This is a genomic window from Candidatus Electronema sp. JC, assembly GCF_048287365.2.
GTDB lineage: Bacteria > Desulfobacterota > Desulfobulbia > Desulfobulbales > Desulfobulbaceae > Electronema.
Genome location: NZ_JBLWEM020000063.1, coordinates 47,104 through 67,738, shown reverse-complemented (window position 1 = coordinate 67,738; position 20,635 = coordinate 47,104). Strand labels below are relative to the sequence as shown.

The window sequence follows — 20,635 nt, the reverse complement described above, 5'->3', positions numbered from 1 at the left end:
TTTCCTTGATTTATGCGGCCCGGATCAGCTCCAGCAGCTCGGCGGTCTTTTCCCGCAGCAGCCGCTCGTCCGCGCGTGTTTCCACATTGAGGCGCAGCACCGGCTCCGTGTTGGATTTGCGCAGATTGAAACGCCAGCCCGGATACGCAGCCGACAGGCCGTCCGTGTAATCCTTCTCCGCGTCGGCATACCGCTCCTCGATCAAGCGGATCACCGCGTCAGGATCGGCGACTGTGGAGTTGATCTCCCCGCTGACCGGAAAGGCCCGCATCCGCTCCTCGACCAAGGCGGAGAGCGGCTTGCCGGTCTCGCTCATGAGCTGGGAGATGAGCAGCCACGGCAGCATCCCGGAGTCGCAATACCCGAAGTCCTGAAAATAATGATGCGCTGACATCTCGCCCCCATAGACCGCATTTTCCCGGCGCATGGCCTCCTTGATGAAGGCGTGGCCGGTCTTGGTCATCACCGCTTTGCCGCCCGCCTGCGCGACCATTTCCTGCGTGTTCCAAATCAGCCTCGGATCGTGCAGAATCGTCGCGCCCGGATGCAGTTGCAGCATCGCCGCCGCCAGCAGGCCGACGATGTAATATCCTTCTATGAATCCGCCCCGCTCGTCGAAGAGGAAGCAGCGGTCGCAGTCGCCGTCCCAAGCAATGCCAAGATCAGCATGATGTTCGCGGACGGCGCGGGCGGTGTCTTCCCGCTTTTCCGGCAGCAGCGGATTGGGCACGCCGTTGGGAAAGCTGCCGTCAGGCTGATGATTGATTTTGATAAAGGTAAAGGGCAGATGCCGTTCCAGCAGATCAATCACCGGCCCGGCGCAGCCGTTGCCCGCGTTGACGACGATGCGCAGCGGACGAAGGCTCTCGCTCTTCACTGCGGCAAGCAGGCGGGAAATGTACTGATGTTTGTTCGGCAGTTTGATGTGCTGGCCCACCCGCTCCGGCCGCTCCGGCAGAGCATCGCGCCACCAGTCGGACGAGGCGGCCATCTCCGCGACTTCGAGCAGGCCGGAGTCAGCGGAGATGGGCCGCGCCCCTTGGCGGACAAACTTCATGCCGTTCCATTCCGCCGGATTGTGGCTGGCGGTGATCATGATGCCGCCGTCTATGCCCTCGGCCTCACCCTTGAAGGCCGCAAAATAGACCTCTTCCGTGCCGCAGAGGCCGATGTCCACTGCGTCAACGCCCGCCCGCACCAGCGTCTGGCAGAGGGTTTCAGCCAGCTCCGCGCTCGACAGGCGGACATCGCGGCCGATCACCACCTTGCGCGCCCCGATCTGGCGGCAGAAGGCGAGACCGATGCGAGCGGCGATCCCGCTGTTCAGCTCTTCGGGCACGCGGCCCCGGACATCGTAGGCGGTGAAACATTTCAACGGTGCCGACATAATAACCTCAGCGGAAATAATTTTTGAACAAGCGCGGCAGACACGTTATACTGACAAATGCCGGAGCGTTTCATTTAATCACCAATTCACCGCGCAGGCAAGCGGCAAATGCCGCCGCAAGGCGGTTCAAGGCAAAGGCATGAAAGGAATCATCCTCGCGGGCGGCTCAGGCACCCGTTTATATCCGCTGACCAAGGTGATCAGCAAGCAGCTCATCCCGATCTACGACAAGCCGATGATTTATTACCCGCTTTCCGTGCTGATGCTGGCCGGAATCCGGGACATCCTGCTCATCTCCACGCCGGAGGATCTGCCCCGCTTCGAGCAGCTTTTCGGTGACGGCAGCCAGCTCGGCCTGCACATCTCCTACGCTGAGCAGCCCAAGCCGGAGGGGCTGGCGCAGGCCTTTGTCATCGGCAGAAAGTTCATCGGCAGGTCGTCGGTCGCGCTGGTGCTGGGCGACAACATTTTCTTCGGTCCCGGCTTTCAGGAGATTGTCAAGCGGTGCAGCAAGCTGAAGAACGGCGAAGGCGGCATCATCTTCGGCTATTTAGTCAAAGACCCGGAGCGCTACGGCGTGGTGGAGTTTGACGCGCAGCAGCGGGTGATCGGCATCGAGGAGAAGCCTGCCAAGCCGAAGTCGCGCTATGCCGTGCCGGGCTTGTATTTTTACGACAACAGCGTGGTGGAGATCGCCTCGTCCATCACGCCCTCGGCGCGGGGCGAGCTGGAGATCACCGATGTCAACAGCGCGTATCTGCGGCAGGAGCGGCTGAAAGTCGAGCTGCTGGGGCGCGGCTTCTGCTGGTTAGACACTGGCACGCACGAGTCCTTGCAGCAGGCGGCCAGCTACGTGCAGGCAGTGCAGGAGCGGCAGGGATTGAAGATTTCCTGCATCGAGGAAATCGCCTGGCGGCTGGGCTGGATCGACGCGGCGCAGGTGGAGCGCATCGCCGCGCCGATGCTGAAGAATCAGTACGGCCAATATCTGATGTCCATCCTCAAGGAAGGAGGCGCGCCGCTATGAAACTGCTGATAACCGGCGCGGGCGGGCAGCTCGGCCAGGACTGCGTGCGGCTGATGCTCGATCGGCACGAAATCTGCGCCCTCACCTCGCGGCAGCTCAACGTCACCGACGCGGAGATGGTTCGGGGGGCGGTGGAATGCGTCCGGCCTGATGTGCTGATCAACTGCGCGGCCTACACGGCGGTGGATGCCTGCGAGAGCGAGACTGAGTGCTGCATGACGGTCAATGCGCACGGCCCGGCCCATATCGCCGATGCCTGCGCCGAGTTCGGCTGCCGCCTGATTCACATCTCCACCGATTACGTTTTTGACGGCGCGAAACCTGTGCCGGAACCATATCTGGAAAGCGATCCAGTCGGCCCAGTCTCCGCCTACGGCAGAAGCAAGCTGTCAGGCGAGCAGGCCATTGCCGAGCGGCTGGAAAATCACCTCATCCTGCGCACGGCCTGGCTCTACGGCATCGGCGGCAACAATTTCCTCAAGACCATGCTGCGGCTGGCGCGGGCCAAACGCCCACTTAAAGTGGTTAACGACCAGCATGGCTCACTGACCTGGACGATGACCTTGGCTAGGCAGATTGAGCGGCTGCTGGACTGCGGCCTGACCGGCATTGCTCATGCCACGGCGGAAGGGCATTGCACGTGGTTCGAGGGGGCGAAGTATTTTTTGGAAGCCATGCAGATTGCATGTGACATCACGCCCTGCGCGACGGCGGAGTATCCGACTCCGGCCCGGCGGCCCGCCAACTCCATCCTTGAGAACCGCCGCTTGAAAGAGCATGGGCTGAATGTCATGCAGGACTGGCGGGCGGATCTCGATGAATTTGTGAAATTGCACCGCGAGGAGCTGCTCACGGGAAACTGAGCCGCCAAGGTCATTCAACCTGCTTAGTCAGACTGACAGGCAAAATCACCCGGAAAAGAAGAACACCATGAATCCACTGGAAGAACGAAGAGCGCAGCGCATCCTGATGGTCAGCCGCGAGTACGAGGGGCTGGCCGGAGCGGGCGGGGTGAAGGATGTCTGCCGTCAGCTCGCCGAGGCATTGGCGCAGCACGGCGGCTGCGACGTGCGAGCCGCGCTGCCGCTCTACGGCTTCATGGATGCCGCCGCGCTGGGCTTCGAGCGGCTGCCGCTGCCCTGTCCCTGCCGCGAGGCCGCCGGAACGCCGACCTTCAGCTTCGAGGTGGACATGAACTATCCGGGCCGGGAGCGGCGCGAGGAAGTCAGCGTCTGGCAGCGGCAGATCCGAGGCGTGACCGTCTATCTGCTCGACTCCAAACGCTTTGCCGAAAAGCACGGGGTCTACACCTACACTGCCGAGGAGGAGGCGCAGAAGAGCTGGCAGCAGGCCGGGGCCGGGCATTTTGACTACTTCGCCATGAACATCCTCCTCCAGAAGGCCGCGCTGGAGCTGCTGATTCTGCTTGATTTCCGCCCGGACATCATCCATTGCCACGACGGCCATGCCGCTGTTTTGCCCGCGATGATGCGCGAAAACGAGGGCTGGCGGCACTGGTTCTGCCGCACCGGCGCGGCAGTGACCATCCACAACGCGGGCATGGGCTATCATCAGGAGGTGGCGGATATCGAATTCGCCGAGGCTGTCACCGGCCTGCCGCCTTCGGTTGTGCGCTCCGGCATTTTCAACAGCTGCTTCGATCCCTTTGCCGCCGCTGCTGGCTATGCGGTGATGAACACCGTCAGCGAGAACTACGCCCGCGAGCTGCAAAAAAGCGAGGAGGATAGCCGCACCGGCTGGCTCGGCCATCATCTTCTGCGCAAGGGCGTGACGCTGGCAGGCATCACCAACGGCATCTGCCCGGAGGATTTCAATCCCCGCGAGGCCGAAAAGCTGGGGCTTGACGCAGCCTTTGATCCGGCTTCTGGCGAGCTGCACGGCAAGCGCGTCTGCAAGGAGCGGCTGCTGGCGGCTTGCGGCGAAGAGCAAAACTGGGAAAAAGTCACGCAGCACGGCAGTCTGCGCTTTGAGCCGGACTTGCCGCTTTTTACCTTCATCGGCAGGCTGACCGCGCAGAAAGGCGTGGATGTCTTGCTCAAGGCCCTGATTCTCTTGGCCGCCACCGGCGAGACCGGCTTTCAGACCCTGATTCTCGGCAGCGGCGAGAAATATCTGGAAGAGCACCTGAAGGAAATGACTGCGGCGGGCGGCGGGCGGCTCTGCTTCCTCCAAGGATACGCCCCGGCCTTGGCCAACCGGATCTACGCCGCCGGAGATTTCTTTCTCATTCCATCGCTCTACGAACCTTGCGGCCTGACCGACTACATCGCCCAGCTCTTCGGCAATCTGCCAGTCGCGCATCACGTCGGCGGCTTAGTCAAGGTGCTGGACGGTGAAACCGGCTTCGCATATCAGGAACACGCGCCGGAAGCCTTGGCCGCCGCCATGCAGCAAGCCTTGGGCCTGCACCGCAGCGATCCAGCCCGGCTGGATGCCATGCGGCGGGCCGCTGTCGCCCGCATTCACGAGCGGCACACGTGGGAGCGGGTGATGCAGGATTATCTCGCCCTCTACCGGCAGGCCATGCGCTGACCGCCGATGTCCGCCTTTCTCCCGCCCGCCTTCCGCAGCTCTCTCCGCGTCAGCTGGTTCGAGCGGCAGCGGGATTTCTTCATCCGTCAGGTCTTTGCTGATTTCTTCAATCTGATGCCCGCCTTTCAGGCCCTGTATCAGTCTTACTGCCACTGCCGCACCACCCGGCGCGGCGAAGCCTGCTGCCTGCTGATCAGCAACGAGAACCACGAGAAATGCAGCATCTGGGACCAGCTTTCGGTGATGGTCGGCACAGAGTCAGAAAAAGGCCAGCTCTGGCTGCTGCGCGACCTCTGCCAGCAGATCTGGCCCGAAGGCGGCCCGGCCCAGCAGCTGGAGGACTCGCTGATCGAATGGCTGATCGGCTCCATCTTCCATGAGGCGGTCAAACTCAAGGAGGATGTGCAGATCCTCAACAGCTACGGCTCCGCCGCCTTCTGGAGCAGCGGCCTGGCCGCCTCGGCTTTCCGCCTGCGCCGGGTCATTGACCGCAAAGGGCTGGTGCGGCGGGTGGCGGTGGATGTCATGCGCCAGATGGAGCAGCTGGCCATGCTCTTCGGCCAGACCAGCAACATGCTCCGCACCATACTGCCCGTGCTCTCCGGCAACCACCTGCTCGTCCGCTTTTTAGTCGAGCGCGAGGACATGGTCGAAGACCTGTGGGGCGAGACCCTTGAATCTGTCTTTCAGGACATGTTCCCCGGCAGGCCCGGCCTTGGCTTCTGCGCAGCCGGACGCAGCTACATGAGCGGCCAGTGGCACACCCGCGCCCTGATCATGTACCGCCGCGCCTTAGTTCTGGACAACGGCTGCCCTGAGGCGGCGGTCAAAATTGAGGAGCTGCAGCGGCTGATTCAGGAGACCGGCAGCCTGCTCGGCGCAGCGTAGCGACCTGATTTTCTTTGTCAGCAAGCCGCTCTTGCGTTATAGTGCAGAGCTGTCAGCTTATTCCACAATCCCTCCCTTGATTCATTCCAACAATGGCACAGCAACTTCTATTTGAAATCGGCACGGAGGAGATTCCGGCCAGCTACATCCGGCCAGCACTCGCATTTTTAGAGCAGGCCGTCCAGGACAAACTTCGCGAACTCGGCCTGAGCTTCGGCTGGGTGCGCAGCGCAGGCACGCCGCGCCGCCTGACCGTGGCTGTGGACGAGGTGCAGGAGGAGCAGCCTGCCCGCTTGCAGGAGCATATTGGCCCGGCCAAGCAGGCCGCCTTTGACGCGGACGGCCAGCCGACCAAGGCCGCGCTCGGCTTCGCCCGCTCCAAGGGTGTGGCTGTTGAGCAGCTGCAAATCATCGCCACGCCCAAGGGCGAATACCTGATGGCGGCTGAGGAGATCAAAGGCCGTCCAACCGCCGAGCTGCTGCCCGGCCTGCTGGAGGAGCTGCTCCGCGCCATTCCTTTTCCGAAATCCATGCGCTGGGCGGACAGCAAACTGACCTTTGCCCGGCCTGTGCAATGGCTGCTGGCTCTGTACGGCGGCGCGGTGATCCCCATTGCTGTGGAAGACCTGCGCGGCTGCGGCACGACCTGTGGGCACCGCTTCCTCAGCCCGGAGCCGGTTCCGGTGCGGAATTTTGAGGAGTATTTGACCAAGCTGGCGGAGAAATCGGTCGTCGCCGACATGGAAACCCGCCGGTGCATGGTGATTGAGGAGGTGAAAAAGGCGGTGCTGGCGCAGGCCGGAGCTGAAGCGCAGCCGCTGATTGATGAAGGACTGCTGGACATCGTCACCAATCTGGTTGAGAAGCCGCACGGAGTCTGCGGCAGTTTTGAGGAAAAATTCCTCGCCCTGCCCGCTGAAGTGCTGATCACCTCCATGCGCGAGCATCAGAAATATTTTCCGGTTGCCGACCAAAGCGGCAAGCTGCTGCCCTATTTTGTCGCGGTCAACAACAACGCCGTCGCCGACCGTGAACTCGCGGTCAGCGGTCATCAGCGCGTTCTTCGCGCCCGCTTGGAAGATGCTTTTTTCTTCTTCAAAGAGGACACGAAAAAGCCGCTATCCAGCCGCATTGACGGCCTGAGCGGCATCGTTTTCCAGCACAAGCTCGGCACCATGACCGAGAAGAGCGGGCGCATCGCCGCGCTCACCGCCTGGCTGGCCGACCGGCTCGCCCCTGAGCAGAAAGCGGACGCGCTGCGGGCGGCGGAGCTGGCCAAGGCCGACCTGCTCACAGCGATGGTCGGCGAATTCCCGACCTTGCAGGGCATCATTGGCCGCGCCTACGCTTTGTTAGACGGCGAGAAGCCTGCTGTGGCTGATGCGATCCGTGAGCACTATCTTCCGGTGCGGGCGGGCGGCGAGCTGCCGCAGTCGCTGCTTGGCGCGATGGTCGGCATCGCTGACCGCATTGACACCATCATCGGCTGCTTTGCCATCGGCGAGCGGCCCACGGGCAGCAAAGACGCTTTCGGCCAGCGGCGGCTGGCGCTCGGCCTGATCAACATCATCCGCAGCCTCAACCTGCGCCTTTCGCTGCACGAGCTGGCGCAGCAGGCTTTGGCCGCTTATGCTGGCAAAATCGAAGCGAAAGAGGACACGCTGGCCGAAGCCTTGACCTTCATCCGCCTGCGTTTCGAGAACGACCTGACCGCCGCCGGAAAAAGCCAAGCCGCTGTCGAAGCGGCGACCTCAGTTGCTTTTGATGATCTGACCGACTGCATATCCCGCATTGAAGCCCTTGAGACCATGCGCGGCAGCGAGACATTCGCCGTACTGGCTGGCTCGTTCAAGCGCATCGCCAACATCATCAAGGATAATCAGGAAACAGCGGTGGAGGAAGCTCTGCTGGCTGAGGCGGCGGAGCAAGAGCTGCACAGCGTCTGCAAGGCCGTGGCGGCGCAGGCAAATCCTTTGCTGGCGCAGCGCGACTACGCCGCTGCCCTCAACGCCATGCTGGCGATGAAGGAGCCGGTTGACCGCTTCTTCGAGCAGGTGATGGTCATGGACGAGAACCCGGCAGTGCGCCGCAACCGGCTCAATCTGCTCACCGGCTTAGCCGCCTTGGTGCGGCAGGTCGGCGACATCTCCCGGATGTCTGCGGAGCAGGTTTGAAGGTTTGAACGCGGAAAAAAGAAAAGCCGCCTTTGCAGGCGGCTTTCGCACGACATGTCAGCAGCTTATTTTTTGGTGTGGCAGGTCGGGCAGGCCATCAGCATGACTGGAGGAGTTTTGGTGCTCTTCTGATCTTTATGGCAGCCTTGGCAGCGGCCATGACCGGCGCGCTGAATCGGGGAGATGCCGACAACCGGAGCCGCTTTGCCCTCAAGGCTGATGCCGTCTGCGCTCTTGTTGTGGCAGATGTTGCACTTAAGATGCTGGGTTTTGCCAGCCTCATATTTCTCCTGCTTGCCGTCCGCAGTCTTGCCATGATGGCAGATGCCGCAGTCTTTCAGACGATCCTGATGGTCGCGGTGCGGAAAATAGGCCGGGTTTGCGGACGAGTCAGTGCCGTCGGTGATGACCAGATGCTCTGGCCCCTGATCCTGCTGGGCGGAAACAAAGCCTGCGCCGCCAAAGAGCAGAGCCAGAGCTGCGCTGAAAACGAATGCCTTCTTCATGACAAAACTCCTTCAAAAAAGATGATGTGGAATAAATCAATAAAATTGGACAACGGAAGCCGTTGTTTGACAATCTTTTTCACGTCACCCTGATATAGCGCGGCGGCTTTGTTTTGTCAAGCGGAGAAAATGCCATTTCAGTTGGACCCGTAGCTGTGCAGCCCGGAGAGCCAGTAGTTGACTCCGAAATAGGTGAAAAACACGGAAACAAAACCAAGCAGCGCCAGCCAGGCGATGCGCGCGCCGTTCCAGCCCCGCGTGAACCGGGCGTGCAGTGTCAGAGCGTAAACGAACCAGGTGATGATCGACCATGTCTCTTTCGGATCCCAGCTCCAGTAGGTGCCCCAAGCCTCGTTGGCCCAGACCGCGCCGGTGATGATGCCTGCCGTCAGCCACATGAAGCCGAAAACAATGGTCTTGTGAATCAGGTCGTCCAGCGTCCGCAGATCAGGCAGAGCGCCGCTGTCCGCCGCCGCGCTGTCACGGTTTTTGAAAAAATAATGTTTGATCAAATACATGCTGCCCAAACCGGCGGCCACGGCAAAGGCGCCGTAGCCGATGAAGCAGGTGATGACGTGGGCGATCAGCCAGTTGGACTGAAGTGCCGGAATCAGCGGGCTGATTTCCTTGCTCAAAGTCTTGTCTAACGAGGTGTAGGCCAAGGTGATGAGCGGGATCGGCATGGCGAAGGCCCCGATCACCGGATGCTTGAACTTGACCTCCAGCAGCACGTAGATGACCGCTGTGCACCAAGCGAAAAAGAGCAGCGACTCATACATGTTGGTCAGCGGCGCGTGGCCGATGCCGAGCTGATAGGACTCACGCCAGCGCAGGCCGAGGCCGACGGTCTGGGCGAGGATGCCTGCTGCGGCGAGCGCGAGGCCGGCCAAGCCGATTTTACGCTGCCGGAAGACGAGAAAGCCGATATAGCAGGCTGACGAGAGCAGGTAGGCCAGTGTGGTGAGGCCAAAAAGCTGAGAGCTGGTGATCATGGCGTGTTCGGTGGGTGATGTTCTGTTGGAAAGACCGCTGTTCAGCGGCGGTTCCCGCTGAACCCTTCGGCCAGCGCGGCGAACGTGTTCTCAAAGCCGAGGCTGTTTTTGTTGACTTGGCCGATGAAGACCGCCGTCGCGCCGCCCTTCTCCTCCCGGACGCAGATCCAGATTTTGCGGTGGGACATGAAAAAGGCGACCCAGAGGCCGAGCAGCATCAGGGCGGAGCCGCCATAAACCCACCAGACACCCGGATCTTTGGCGACTTGCAGGCCGGTGGCGTAATGCGGGCCGATGCGCAGCTCATATTTCGCGCCGGGCCGCTCGACGATCACCGGCTGATTGTAGAAAATGCTGAACATCGAAGGCGGCCCCTGCGCGTCCATCAGCCATATCTGCATTTTCGTGGTCGAGCCTGCGCCGCTGGGCGAGGGAATGCTTTCCGCTGACTGAATGCGCAGCATTCCTTGGCTGCCGTCCGCCTCCTGCCAGCTCTGCGTTTTATCGTATTCCTGCGGATTGACCGGAAAGACCATTTTTTTGCCGGTCGCGGTGTTGGTCAGATGAATGATCGGCCTGTGCATGTCGTTGTAGCTCGACTGATAAAAGGTCACGCCTTTGTAGATCAGCGGCTTGTTGACCTCAATGGTGGTGGTCAGCACCTCTTTGCCGTCCTCCAGCACGGTCAGGCCGGAAAGATAGTCTTTCGGCATTCCGTTGTCATAAAAATGGATGTCGAAAAAATCGCAGCGGACAGTGAAGCCGAGGGGAATTTCGCTCTCGTCGTCATAGGAGAAGATGCGGCTGGTGGCGCGGGTCTCCGGCAGCAGCACCCCGCCTTTGAAGGCGAACTGCTCATTTTTGAGGATTTTTTTGGCCACGGTCGGCGAGCCGATCACCGCGCCGAGCAGGATGATCAGAATTGAAATGTGGACGACATAAACCCCGTAGCGGGTCCAGCCGCCTTTCTGGGCAAAGAGCAGAATTTGCCCGCCTTCCTTGTCCCGGCGGGCGGTCTTCCAGCCTTTGCCGGTCAAATAAGCCGCAGCCTTCTCCGCCGCCGCAGCGACGGAGCCGCCAACCGGAACCGTGCGCTGCATTTTCATCTTCAGCAGCTGCTCCGGCGAGATTTCCAGATTGTCCTTGCGCACGAGACGGACAACGCCCGGCAGCCGGTCGATGCTGCACACCGTCAGGTTCAAGCTGAACGCGCCCAGCAGGAGCAGGAACCAGACCGAGTTGTACATGTCGTCGAAATGGAACGCGTCGATCACCGCCGCGCCGGTTTTGCCCCAGGCTTGGACATAATGCTCCGGCTCTTTGTTCTGCTGCACGACCGTGCCGATGATTGAGGTGGAGGCGAGCAGGCCGATGAGGAGCAGGGCCAGCCGCACTGAGGCGAGAAAAGCCCAGACTGGATTTTTTGCTTTGGCAGCCATTGGTTGGACAAAACTGTAAAATAATGGGGGGAACAGAATGACACTTCAGACTGGAGCAGCGGCGCGGGCCGCATGAAGTATTCAAGCACGGGCCGGGAAAACTGTCAAATCTTTTTTCCCGGCCTTGACAGCGCGGAGAGGAGTCAGAAAGGGCCGTCCGCAGGCAGGTCGTCGGGCGGGTCGTTGTCCGGCTCGTCGCCAGCGAAAATGTCCGGGGTGAAGAGATCCTGCGTGGCGCGGCCCGCCTTGGCATGTTTCAGCTCTGGGAAGACATGCTCCCTGATTTTTTCAATTTCACGCGGCAGGCCGCTGTCCTCACGGCAGACTTTGCATTCTTTGACGTGGCTGTCCACAAACTGCATCATGCGTCCCGGCGCCATTGTTTCCTGCCTGACATGGGTGTACCACTCTTTGACCAGGCGGAGCAGCTGCTTGCATTGCATAGAGATCGATTGTTTTTCAAACAGTTAAGAAGAAAACGCCGGATGCCGGCCGACCGGATGATATAAAAATTTGTCTGAATTATAAAAAAAGTTGTTTTTTGGGTCAACAGCTATTATAAGAAGCAGAGCATATCTGTTCCGCCGCTGCTGGGCGGAATGGACAGGCTGCCGGCCGCAGCGGCAGATTCGGAAGCGGAAAGGGTGCTGGTGGCTCTCCCGGACTTCAAATCCGGTGTGCCGGGCGAACAGCTTGGCAGGTGGGTTCGATTCCCATGCGCTTCCGCCAGACTGCTGAGACCACATCAGAAAAATTTAAAGGAAGAGGGAGGAAGTGATGAGGAAAGGAAGGCTGGCCGCCGGAGCGATGATTTTCGCGCTGATAGGATTCGCGGCTGAGGCAGGACTGGCGCAGGGGGCTTTTCCCGGCCAAGGGCAGCAAGTGATCGAAGACGATTTTGCCGGCGGGCAGTATCAGGACAAAGGCGGCTGGCCCGGCGGGTCCGGTCAGTGCCTGCCGCCGCAAAATCCGCCCAAAGGCGGGCAGTGCTACAACCCGCCGCCGCCGGTCTGTCCGCAGTCTGACTGCCCGGACGGACAGTGCTCGCCGCCGATCAAACCCGGCGAGTGCTGGTCGCAGTGCATTATTCCGGCCAAATTCAGAATCGTGAGCAAGCCGGTGGCCACCTGCCAGCCCTGCGCGACTCCGGGTGTTCATCAGAACGGCCACACAACGGTCTCCAAAGAGGTGCTCCTGCGCACTCCCTCGCATGGATACAAGATTCCCGCGTCCAACTGCGGCAAGCAGCAGGTGGCTGGCCAAAAGTGGGTGAAGGTCGCCGACGCTGAGTACGGGAAGATGAAAATAAAAAAGTGCATCCCGCATAAAGAGCAGACTCTGTGGCCCAGCTACAGGTCTGAGCCTCGTCAGCTGGCCGTTCCCTACACCAAGCCGGTCGGACTGCCCGGCCAGATGGAGACAGCGTGGATCACGGTGCCCGCCCAGTCGTCGTGGGAGCATCTTTACCGCAAGGCCACGCCCTGCCCGCCCAATGGTTCCGGCATGACCGACTGCTCGGCGGTGTGCAGCGAAATCAAGCCGGGCAAGCGGCAAAGAATCCGCATCAGCCGCTGCAAGGACAAGGGCTGCCGCTTCACGCAGCAGACCATGCCGCCGGTTGTGGTCTCCTACAATGTCGAGATCGGCATTCCGCCGCAGCTGCCGCCGCCTGCTGAGAGCTGCCGCGTTGATGAGATCACGGTGATGATCAAGCCTCCGGTCTATCAGCAGGTTGATGTGATGGAGAGCGTCTGCGAGTCCGGCAAGCCGGTGAGCTTCCCAGTTCCGGGCAAGAAGGGCATGGTCACGGCCAAAGTGCCTTCGTATGCCAAGACCTGCAAGCCGAACGCTCCGGTGTATGACTGCGTTCAGCAGAAAGTCCAAGCCTGCAAGCCGGTTATGGTCTGGCGGCAGGAGGCCATCTGCCAGGATGACGGCAAGAGCTACACCAGCCTGATCGGCCAGGTGCAGACTGCCCTGATCCAGGCGGGCTATCCCGCAGGCCCTGCGGACGGCGCCCTGCATGAGCAGACTAAGCAGGCCATCTGGAAGTTCCAAGAGGACAAGGGGCTGGCTGTCGGCGGCACACTGACCAAGGAAACCCTTGAGGCGCTGGGCATCTATCAGTAAAAGCCAGCGGCAGTCCGGCTGTGTTTGAGTCGGATCAGAGGGGGGCGCGTCAAGCGTCCCCCTTTTTTCTTTCCTTTTTTATGAATTCATTGAAATCATGCGCATTCAGCCTGTCATCCTTGCCGGCGGCACCGGCACCCGGCTTTGGCCGCTTTCCCGCGAGCTGTATCCCAAGCAGCTCCTCTGCCTGACCGGAGAGCAGACTCTGCTGCAAACCACTTTGATCCGAGTCGGCCTGCTGCCGGGCCTGCTGCCGCCGCTCATTGTGGTCGGCGAGGAGCACCGTTTTCTGACCAAGAATCAGGTGGACGCGCTGAAGCTCTTCCCGGACTGCCGTCTGCTGCTGGAGCCGCTCGGCAAGGACACGGCCCCGGCGGTCTGCGGCGCGGCCCTTTTCGCCCGCCAGCAGGCGCAGGAGGACATCCTCCTGCTGGTGCTGCCTGCGGATCATCTCATCGCCCGGCCTGACGATTTTGTCCGCGCCGTGGCCAAGGCGCAGGCGCAGGCGGAGCAGGGCTGGCTGACCACCTTCGGCATAGTCCCTGACCGCCCGGAAACCGGTTTTGGCTACATCCGCCGGGCAGCGGACGGCAAAGTTGAATCCTTTGTCGAGAAGCCTGATTTGGCCACGGCGCAGCGGTATCTCGCCGAGGGCGGCTGGCTCTGGAACAGCGGCATGTTCGCCTTTCCGGCGGACAAGCTGCTGGCCGAGTTCCGCCTGCACGCCCCGGAGATATTGCGCTGCATGGAAATTGCCGTGGAGAAAGGCCGCAGCGACGGCGCCTTTTTCCGCTTTGACGAGGCGGCCATGCAGCAGTCGCCGGCTAAATCGGTGGATTACGCCCTGATGGAGAAAACGGCCTGCGCAGCGGCGGTGGAGGCGGATTTCGGCTGGAGCGACATCGGCTCGTGGAGCGCGCTGCACGAGGTGGCGGCCAAGGACAGGCGCGGCAACGTGGTCAGCGGCGACGTGCTGTTGGAGGACGTGGAAAACTGTCTGATCCGCTCCGAGGACACGCTGGTGGCGGCGGTCGGCCTGCGCGACACCTTGGTGATCGAGACAGCGGACGCGGTGCTGATCGCGCCCCTGCACCGCTCGCAGGACATCAAAAAAATCGTCAGCAAGCTGAAGGAGAAGGGCCGCCCGGAGTTCCGCACCCACCGCACCGTGCACCGGCCTTGGGGCAGCTACACCACCTTGGAGATGCACGACCGCTTTCAGATCAAGCGGATCACGGTCTCGCCCGGAGCGCAGCTCTCCTCGCAGATGCACCATCACCGCCACGAGCACTGGGTGGTGGTGCGCGGCACGGCCAAGGTGGAGAACGGCGGCCAGAGCCTGCTGCTCCGCGAGGACGAATCCACCTACATCCCGTTGGGCACTGTTCACCGCTTGGAAAACCCTGGCGTGATCCCGCTGGAGCTGATCGAAATTCAGATCGGCAGCTATCTTGGCGAGGACGATATCGTCCGCTTCGACGATGTTTATGGGCGGCAGAGCTGCTGAACTTGCTCAACCATGAACATCCATGGCTCGGCCAGGAATGTTCATGGCTTACCAGAGAACCTTCTTGGCTTGACACGGAAGGTTCCCGGCTCGGCAGGCAACCTTCGTGGCCGAACAAGCAGCCTTCTTGGTTGAGCCAAGAACGTCCGTGGCTGAACCGGGAACATCCGTGACCGAGCTGCGGACGTTCCTTGCTCGGCCACGGATGTCCAAAAGCGAGCCGTGAACCTTGCCGGCTCGGCAGAGAACAGCAGCTGTCAGCCGAACAGGCTGGTGAAAATTTTGTAGCCGCCGATCCAAGTGCCGATGGAAGAGCCGAAGCCGGTGAGCAAGAAGACGAGGAAGACGCGGAGCAGGCGGTTGCTCCACCAGCCGCGCAGGGTGCCGATGTCGGCGGCCACGGTCTCGAATTCCTTCACCACCGGCGGATTGGTCATCACCTGAACAAAGGCGCAGACATAGCCTGCGCCGATGACCGGAGTCAGGCTGGTGATTGGCGCGGCGGCAAAAGCGGTGACGATGGTCGCCGGATGGGCGAGAGCGATCATCGCCCCTATGGATGAGGGAATGCCGTTGGCCAGAATCCAGTAGAGGATGTTGGCTCCGGCCTCGCCCGCGCCCTGGCGGACACCGATGGCGGCGATGGAGAGCAGAATGGCGACCGGGATGGACCAGCCGAGGATTTTCCAGCCCTTGCCCACCGGCGGAATGGTGCTGATCTCCGCCATTCTGCCGCTGTTATCCTCCTGCATGGCTCGCGTGATCCCGGCCATGTGCCCGGCCCCGACCACAGCCACCACCCGCTTCCCCGCCGCCGCTTTGATTTTCTCAGCCATGAAGATGTCGCGCTCGTCAATCAGGGCTTCTTTGGCCGCAGGCATGGCCTTGCCGACCTCGTCCATCAGCTCGGAGAGCACGTCTTTCTGGCGCAGCTCGGCCAGCTTCTCCTCGGTCAGCTCGGTCTCGTCAAAGAGCGAACTGATCAGCGCGGCCACCAAATAGCCTTTCTTCCACAAGGACGTGGCCTTCCACGCCCGGCGCAGGGTGATCCGCACGTCGCGGTCGCACAGCTCCATCGGGATGCCGTGCCGCTCCGCTGTTTTCGCCGCTGTCAGCAGCTCGGTGCCCGGCTGCACACCGAGCTTGCCGCCGAGTTTTTTCTGGTAGGAGGCCAGCACCAGATTGACCATCAAGGTGGAAAGCTGCTGCTTCTTGATGATCTGCTTGAGGTCGAGCTGCTCCCAGTGCTGCGGCTTGGACAGGGCGTTGTAGCGCTTCTCGTCCAGCTCGATGCAGACCGTGTCAGGCCGCTCCTGCTCAATGATCAGCTCGACCAGATCGGCGGACTCGCGGGAAATATGCGCTGTGCCGACGAGCAGCACGGTTTGGCCGTCGCGCTGGATGACAGCCACGTCGTCGGAATAGCTGCGGGAAGGGAATGCGGTGTCAGTCATGATAGGTTGTATGAAAGGAAAATCTCCGCCGGAAAGATCAAGCGGCATAAGCGGGCAGCGCGCTGTCTGAGAGGAACGACCGTGCCGCTGCCTGAGCGGAGCCGAAGGCATCGGCGGTTTCGGCTCCGCTCAGCCGCCTTCTCCGGCAAAGGATTCCTGAAGCTGGCGGAAATAATCGCGGGCCTTGGCTTTCTGCGCGGCGGGCAGGCGGGCATCCAAATCCTGCCGCTGCTGCCGCGCCAGCTGCTTTTCCTCCTCGCTCAGGCCGTTGTCCTCATGGCTGGCGGCAACCGACAGCCAAGCATGAGCCAAGGCTGGATCTTGCGGGCAGCCTAAGCCTTGCAAACAGCAGGCCGCCGCCTCCAGCTGGGCCGGGCCATAGTCTAATTGGGCGGCGTAGAGCAGCCATTCAAAACTAAGCGGCGCATCCTGCGCCACTGCCTCGCCTGCTCCGTCGCGGCAGATCATCGCCAAAGCGTGAGCTGCCGGGCCGTGGCCAAGATTGGCGGCCTCGGTCAGCCAGGTCACCGCTTCGGCAATGCTCTGCTCCACTTCCCATTCAGGATCGCCGCTGAGATAAATTTGCGCGGCCTCCATCTGCGCCTCGGCCTCGCCTGCCTCGGCCCGTTGCAGAATCAGCTCGAAGGCGCTGGGGCGTAGCTCGGTTTCGCCGCAGAGGGCCTGCAAATGCTTCCGGTAGCAAAGCAACTCCTCCAGCGTGATCGGCAGCAGGCCCATGAACAAGGCCGAGCGGCTGAGAAAGCTGTCCGCGCTGAGGGAGGCGTGGGCGAAGTCATGGCCAGCCTGCGCCAGCAGCCGGGCCGGATTGGCCTTTTTCGGCGGCTGCTCGAAGCGGGCCGGGCAGATCAGCAGCTGCACCCCGTTCTTGTCTTTCAGCACGACCTTGCAGACCGCCCAGCCGTCCTCCATCTCGCGGATATAAACTCCGCCGGTGAGCAGCTGATATTCCTCCTGCGCCTGCTCGCCAGGCTGCGCAAGGCCGATGCCCTGCTGGACGAGCCGGTTCAGCCAGTAGCGGGCTTTCTTGCTGTCTCTGGGCAGGGCCGCGCCGAGCAGATAGCGGTCGGCCAAGGCGGCCATAGCGTTGCGGTCGTCGCGCCAGGCAGCGTAGGAGCCAGCCTTGCGCAGCCACGGCGGCGCGCTCTCGCTCAGGCAGTCGTAAATGGAATCCACATACAGCCGCCAGCCGTGGAAATCCTCGTCCGCCAGCGGGCTGTCAGCGAGATGAATGCTGTTGACGGCAAAGGACTGGGCCGGAATGGGCAGATGCGCCGCGCCGAAAGAGCCGTCTATGGCATCCACGCCCAGATGCAGCTCCTCCTCCTCAAGCTGCTCAGGAATCTGGAGGAAACGCCCGGCGTAGCGGAGCACATGCACCATGCCGTCCTCGGCATGCACCACCTTGACCAAACGGTAGAGGCCGCCGTTGCGCTCCTGCATGGCGTAGATGCCGCCGGGCTGCGGCAGGGGCGCAGGCTGCCGGGCTGGCGCGGGCGGCATCTCCGGCGGCACCGCATGTCCGGTGGCTGCTGCCGGAGACACCGCCACGTCCGGCGCGGCGGCGGGCGGCGGCTCCGCGTTGATTTTAATGCTGTCTAAAACTGCGCAGTCCTCCGCCTCGTCCTCCTCGCGGCGGAATGAGGCGGCCTCCAGCCGCCCGCGCCGGTCATTTGCGCCGGAATCTGCCAGTTTTTTGAGAAAATCGAAAAAAGCCATGCCCAGAGCGTGCGGTGGAAGTTGCAATGTGTTCAGCGCGGAAGTATATATGATTTCTGAACAGTGTAGGTCGAAAAGCGGCGCGTGTCAATTGCTCTGGCAGTCTTCCTGCCGGAGCGGAGCAATGCGCCCGGCTGCCTGAGCCGGGACGAGGAGGAGAGAAGAACGATGAATCAGACCGTTGGCGGCGGCGCAGCCCCGGAGCAGAGCCTGTCAGTTGCGGAAATCAGCCGGGCCGTGCACGACAGCTCGGCTTGGGCCGGACTGCTGAAAAATGAGATGGCCAAACGCATCGTCGGCCAGGAGCGGCTGGTCGAGCGGCTGCTGATCGGCCTGCTCACTGGCGGGCACATTCTGCTGGAGGGCTTGCCCGGCCTGGCGAAAACCTTGGCGGTGAAGACCCTGGCCGCCGCTGTCTCGGCCAGCTTCCGCCGCATTCAGTTCACCCCGGACATGCTGCCTGCGGACATTATCGGCACGGAGATATATAATCCCAGAGACACCAGCTTTGTCGTCAAGCAGGGGCCGATTTTCGCCTCGCTGATTCTCGCTGACGAGATCAACCGCGCCCCGTCCAAGGTGCAGTCGGCCCTGCTGGAGGCGATGCAGGAGCGGCAGGTGACGATTGGCGAAAGCACCTTTCCGCTGCCGGAGCTGTTCATCGTGCTGGCGACGCAGAACCCGATTGAGCAGGAAGGCACCTATCCGCTGCCCGAAGCGCAGGTGGACCGCTTCATGCTCAAGGTCAAAGTCGGCTATCCGACCCGCGAGGAGGAGCGGCGCATCCTTGATCTCCTCGATCATGCCGACGACAAAGCGGCCATGCCGCCGATCCTCGCGCCGGAGGAGATATTGGCTGCTCGCAGGGTTGTGGACAGCATTTATGTGGACGAGCGGATCAAGGACTACATCGTCGAGCTGATCTGCGGCACCCGCGAGCCGTCCGGCCCCAACGCGGGAATGCGCGGCTACATCGAAACCGGGGCCTCGCCGAGAGCGACCATTAACCTTAAAGCCGCCGCCCGCGCCTTGGCGTATCTCAACGGACGCGGCTATGTCATCCCGGATGACATCAAGAACTGCGCCCCGGACGTGCTCCACCACCGCATCCGCATCAGCTACGAGGCCGAGGCCGAAGGCATCAGCAGCGAGGACATCATCCGCCGTCTACTGGAAACCGTGCCGGTGCCGTGATCATCCACCCAACGTAAGGGCAATTCATGAATTGCCCTTACAAAACTCGACCAATCTATGGAAACAGCGGCGGTCAGGGAAATTTTAAAAAAGGTGCGCCAGATTGAAGTGCGCACGCGGCGGATGGCGGACAGCAGCCTCGCGGGCAGCTACCATTCCGTTTTCAAAGGTAGGGGCATGAATTTCGACGAGGTGCGCGAATACGTGCCGGGCGATGAAATCCGGGCCATTGACTGGAACGTCACCGCCCGCACCGGCGTGCCGCACGTGAAGAAGTTCACCGAAGAGCGCGAGCTGACCATCATGCTCCTGATTGATCTGAGCGCGTCGGGCAGCTTCGGCTCCGGCAGTCAGTCCAAGCGCGAAGTAATGGCCGAGCTGGCCGCTGTGCTGGCGTTTTCCGCTGTGCGCAACAGCGACAAGGTCGGCCTGCTCCTCTTTTCCGACTTCGCCGAGCTGTTCATTCCCGCAGGCAAAGGCCGCAGTCATATCCTGCGGGTGATCCGGGAAATCCTCTTTTTTCAGCCGCAGGGCAAAGGCACGAGCATCGGCGGCGCACTGGATTTCTTCAGCCGGGTGGCGAAAAGGAAATGCGTGACTTTCCTCATTTCTGATTTCTGCCTGCCCGGCGATTTCGACGACGCGCTGCAAGAGCTGCGGCCCAAACTGCAAGCCGCAGCGCGCCGCCATGACCTTATTGCGGTTTCCGTCACTGACCCGCGCGAGCTGGAACTGCCGGATACGGGCTGGATCACCTTGGAGGACGCGGAAAGCGGCGAGCAGATTCTCCTCAACACCTCGGACGAATGGACGCGGCGGGCCTACGCCAATCTGACCGGTGACCAGCGGGAACGCTTCGCCCGCGCCCTGCGCGGCCTGGGCGTTGATCTGCTCCAGCTTTCCACCGGCACGCCCTATCTTGCTCCGCTGATGGGCTTTTTCCGCGCCCGCAGCCGGAGGCCGTCGCGATGAGCCGCCGTATTATACTGCTTCTTTTGCTGCTCCTGCCCGCGCCGCTTCCGGCGCAGCAGCCCGGCCCGCCGCTGCACGATGAGCTGGCGGCAGTGGAAATAGAACCGCCGCTGCCGCTGCCGGAGCCAAGGCCGCGCTGGCCGATTGCGGCAGGCGCGGTGCTGCTGCTCGGCGGCGGTCTGCTTGCGCTCTATCTGCGGAAAAGAAAGCAGAAGCCGCTGCCCGCGCCGCTGGCTCATGAAACCGCCCTGCTCCGGCTGACGCAGGCGGACGGCTTAATTGACTCGCACGACAGTGCCGCCTTTGCCGCGCTCTTTGATCAGACACTGCGCCGCTATTTGGAGGAACGATTCCGTCTTGCCGCCTCCCGGCAGACCGCTGGCGAGCTGATCCGTTTGCTTGCTGATTCTGAAGAAAAACAGCTCCAGGCGCATTCTGAACAGCTGCAAACCTGGCTTGCGCTCTGCGAGGCGGCGAAATTTGCCGGAGCCGCGCTGAACGACGCAGATATGGCGGAACTGACAGCGCAGCTTCGCGCCTTTGTTGAAGCGACGAAAGATGCCCTGCCGCGTTCGGCATCGCCAAATTGATTGTATCGGCAAAGCAATGCCGTCATCGTCACCTTGATGACTGAGGCGGCAAGCCGCTGCCGAGATTTTCGCGCCGCCGCGTTCG

Annotated in this window: 17 protein-coding genes and 1 tRNA gene; 11 read left to right on the top strand and 7 right to left on the bottom strand. The window is 61.8% G+C overall.

All coding sequences use genetic code 11. The features are described 5' to 3' along the window. Nucleotides 1-10: 10 nt before the first annotated feature. The gene (locus ACNKH3_RS10670) at nucleotides 11-1,387 is read right to left on the bottom strand and encodes a phosphomannomutase (RefSeq protein WP_420209236.1); all 1,377 of its coding nucleotides are present in this window, start codon (nucleotides 1,385-1,387) and stop codon (nucleotides 11-13) included. A gap of 139 nt (nucleotides 1,388-1,526) precedes the next feature. Between ACNKH3_RS10670 and rfbA the strand changes: the two genes are divergently transcribed. From rfbA to glyS, 5 genes are all read left to right on the top strand, one after another. Further along, the gene (rfbA, locus tag ACNKH3_RS10665) at nucleotides 1,527-2,414 is read left to right on the top strand and encodes a glucose-1-phosphate thymidylyltransferase RfbA (protein ID WP_420209235.1); all 888 of its coding nucleotides are present in this window, start codon (nucleotides 1,527-1,529) and stop codon (nucleotides 2,412-2,414) included. Further along, nucleotides 2,411-3,277 carry a dTDP-4-dehydrorhamnose reductase gene (gene rfbD / locus ACNKH3_RS10660; RefSeq protein WP_420209234.1) on the top strand — a complete coding sequence of 289 codons (867 nt, stop codon included), beginning with the start codon at nucleotides 2,411-2,413 and terminating at the stop codon, nucleotides 3,275-3,277. The genes rfbA and rfbD overlap by 4 nt, the downstream gene beginning before the upstream one ends. Before the next feature lie 67 nt (nucleotides 3,278-3,344). Further along, nucleotides 3,345-4,967, top strand: coding sequence for a glycogen synthase (locus ACNKH3_RS10655; protein WP_420209233.1), 1,623 nt, complete (start codon nucleotides 3,345-3,347; stop codon nucleotides 4,965-4,967). Between the two features lie 6 nt (nucleotides 4,968-4,973). Then, nucleotides 4,974-5,855, top strand: coding sequence for a hypothetical protein (locus ACNKH3_RS10650; protein WP_420209232.1), 882 nt, complete (start codon nucleotides 4,974-4,976; stop codon nucleotides 5,853-5,855). A gap of 92 nt (nucleotides 5,856-5,947) precedes the next feature. Then, the gene (glyS, locus tag ACNKH3_RS10645; protein WP_420209231.1) at nucleotides 5,948-8,029 is read left to right on the top strand and encodes a glycine--tRNA ligase subunit beta; all 2,082 of its coding nucleotides are present in this window, start codon (nucleotides 5,948-5,950) and stop codon (nucleotides 8,027-8,029) included. Nucleotides 8,030-8,094: 65 nt separating this feature from the next. Here the strand turns inward: glyS and ACNKH3_RS10640 are convergent, their stop codons facing one another. The 4 genes from ACNKH3_RS10640 to ACNKH3_RS10625 form a co-directional block, all read right to left on the bottom strand. Next, complete coding sequence (locus ACNKH3_RS10640) at nucleotides 8,095-8,535, bottom strand: cytochrome c3 family protein (protein WP_417916159.1); 441 nt, start codon at nucleotides 8,533-8,535, stop codon at nucleotides 8,095-8,097. 137 nt (nucleotides 8,536-8,672) lie between these two features. Next, the gene (ccsB, locus tag ACNKH3_RS10635) at nucleotides 8,673-9,527 is read right to left on the bottom strand and encodes a c-type cytochrome biogenesis protein CcsB (protein WP_417916160.1); all 855 of its coding nucleotides are present in this window, start codon (nucleotides 9,525-9,527) and stop codon (nucleotides 8,673-8,675) included. A 41-nt stretch (nucleotides 9,528-9,568) separates the two neighbouring features. Further along, nucleotides 9,569-10,966: a cytochrome c biogenesis protein ResB gene (gene resB / locus ACNKH3_RS10630; protein WP_420209230.1), complete on the bottom strand. Its 1,398-nt coding sequence runs from the start codon at nucleotides 10,964-10,966 to the stop codon at nucleotides 9,569-9,571. A 143-nt stretch (nucleotides 10,967-11,109) separates the two neighbouring features. Continuing rightward, a complete protein-coding gene (locus ACNKH3_RS10625) occupies nucleotides 11,110-11,409 on the bottom strand; it encodes a hypothetical protein (RefSeq protein WP_417916162.1) in 300 nt (99 codons plus the stop codon). 188 nt (nucleotides 11,410-11,597) lie between these two features. Between ACNKH3_RS10625 and ACNKH3_RS10620 the strand changes: the two genes are divergently transcribed. The 3 genes from ACNKH3_RS10620 (at nucleotide 11,598) to ACNKH3_RS10610 (ending at nucleotide 14,603) form a co-directional block, all read left to right on the top strand. Continuing rightward, nucleotides 11,598-11,695, top strand: a tRNA-Sec gene (locus tag ACNKH3_RS10620). Nucleotides 11,696-11,743: 48 nt separating this feature from the next. Further along, nucleotides 11,744-13,096, top strand: a complete 1,353-nt coding sequence (locus ACNKH3_RS10615; protein ID WP_420209229.1) for a peptidoglycan-binding domain-containing protein — start codon at nucleotides 11,744-11,746, stop codon at nucleotides 13,094-13,096. A gap of 97 nt (nucleotides 13,097-13,193) precedes the next feature. Then, on the top strand, nucleotides 13,194-14,603 hold the full coding sequence (locus ACNKH3_RS10610) for a mannose-1-phosphate guanylyltransferase/mannose-6-phosphate isomerase (RefSeq protein WP_420209228.1): 1,410 nt from the start codon (nucleotides 13,194-13,196) through the stop codon (nucleotides 14,601-14,603). Between the two features lie 257 nt (nucleotides 14,604-14,860). Here the strand turns inward: ACNKH3_RS10610 and ACNKH3_RS10605 are convergent, their stop codons facing one another. Both ACNKH3_RS10605 and ACNKH3_RS10600 read right to left on the bottom strand, forming a co-directional pair. Then, nucleotides 14,861-16,057 carry a TraB/GumN family protein gene (locus ACNKH3_RS10605; protein WP_420209227.1) on the bottom strand — a complete coding sequence of 399 codons (1,197 nt, stop codon included), beginning with the start codon at nucleotides 16,055-16,057 and terminating at the stop codon, nucleotides 14,861-14,863. 129 nt (nucleotides 16,058-16,186) lie between these two features. Continuing rightward, nucleotides 16,187-17,794, bottom strand: a complete 1,608-nt coding sequence (locus ACNKH3_RS10600; protein ID WP_420209226.1) for a tetratricopeptide repeat protein — start codon at nucleotides 17,792-17,794, stop codon at nucleotides 16,187-16,189. Between the two features lie 168 nt (nucleotides 17,795-17,962). On the opposite strand from ACNKH3_RS10600, the gene ACNKH3_RS10595 reads away from it, so the two are divergent. The 3 genes from ACNKH3_RS10595 to ACNKH3_RS10585 are packed head-to-tail and all read left to right on the top strand — an operon-like array spanning nucleotide 17,963 to nucleotide 20,550. Beyond that, on the top strand, nucleotides 17,963-18,988 hold the full coding sequence (locus tag ACNKH3_RS10595) for an AAA family ATPase (RefSeq protein WP_420209305.1): 1,026 nt from the start codon (nucleotides 17,963-17,965) through the stop codon (nucleotides 18,986-18,988). Between the two features lie 57 nt (nucleotides 18,989-19,045). Next, nucleotides 19,046-19,960: a DUF58 domain-containing protein gene (locus tag ACNKH3_RS10590; RefSeq protein WP_420209225.1), complete on the top strand. Its 915-nt coding sequence runs from the start codon at nucleotides 19,046-19,048 to the stop codon at nucleotides 19,958-19,960. After that, nucleotides 19,957-20,550, top strand: coding sequence for a DUF4381 family protein (locus tag ACNKH3_RS10585; protein WP_420209224.1), 594 nt, complete (start codon nucleotides 19,957-19,959; stop codon nucleotides 20,548-20,550). Before ACNKH3_RS10590 ends, ACNKH3_RS10585 begins: the two co-directional genes overlap by 4 nt. Nucleotides 20,551-20,635 lie beyond the last annotated feature (85 nt).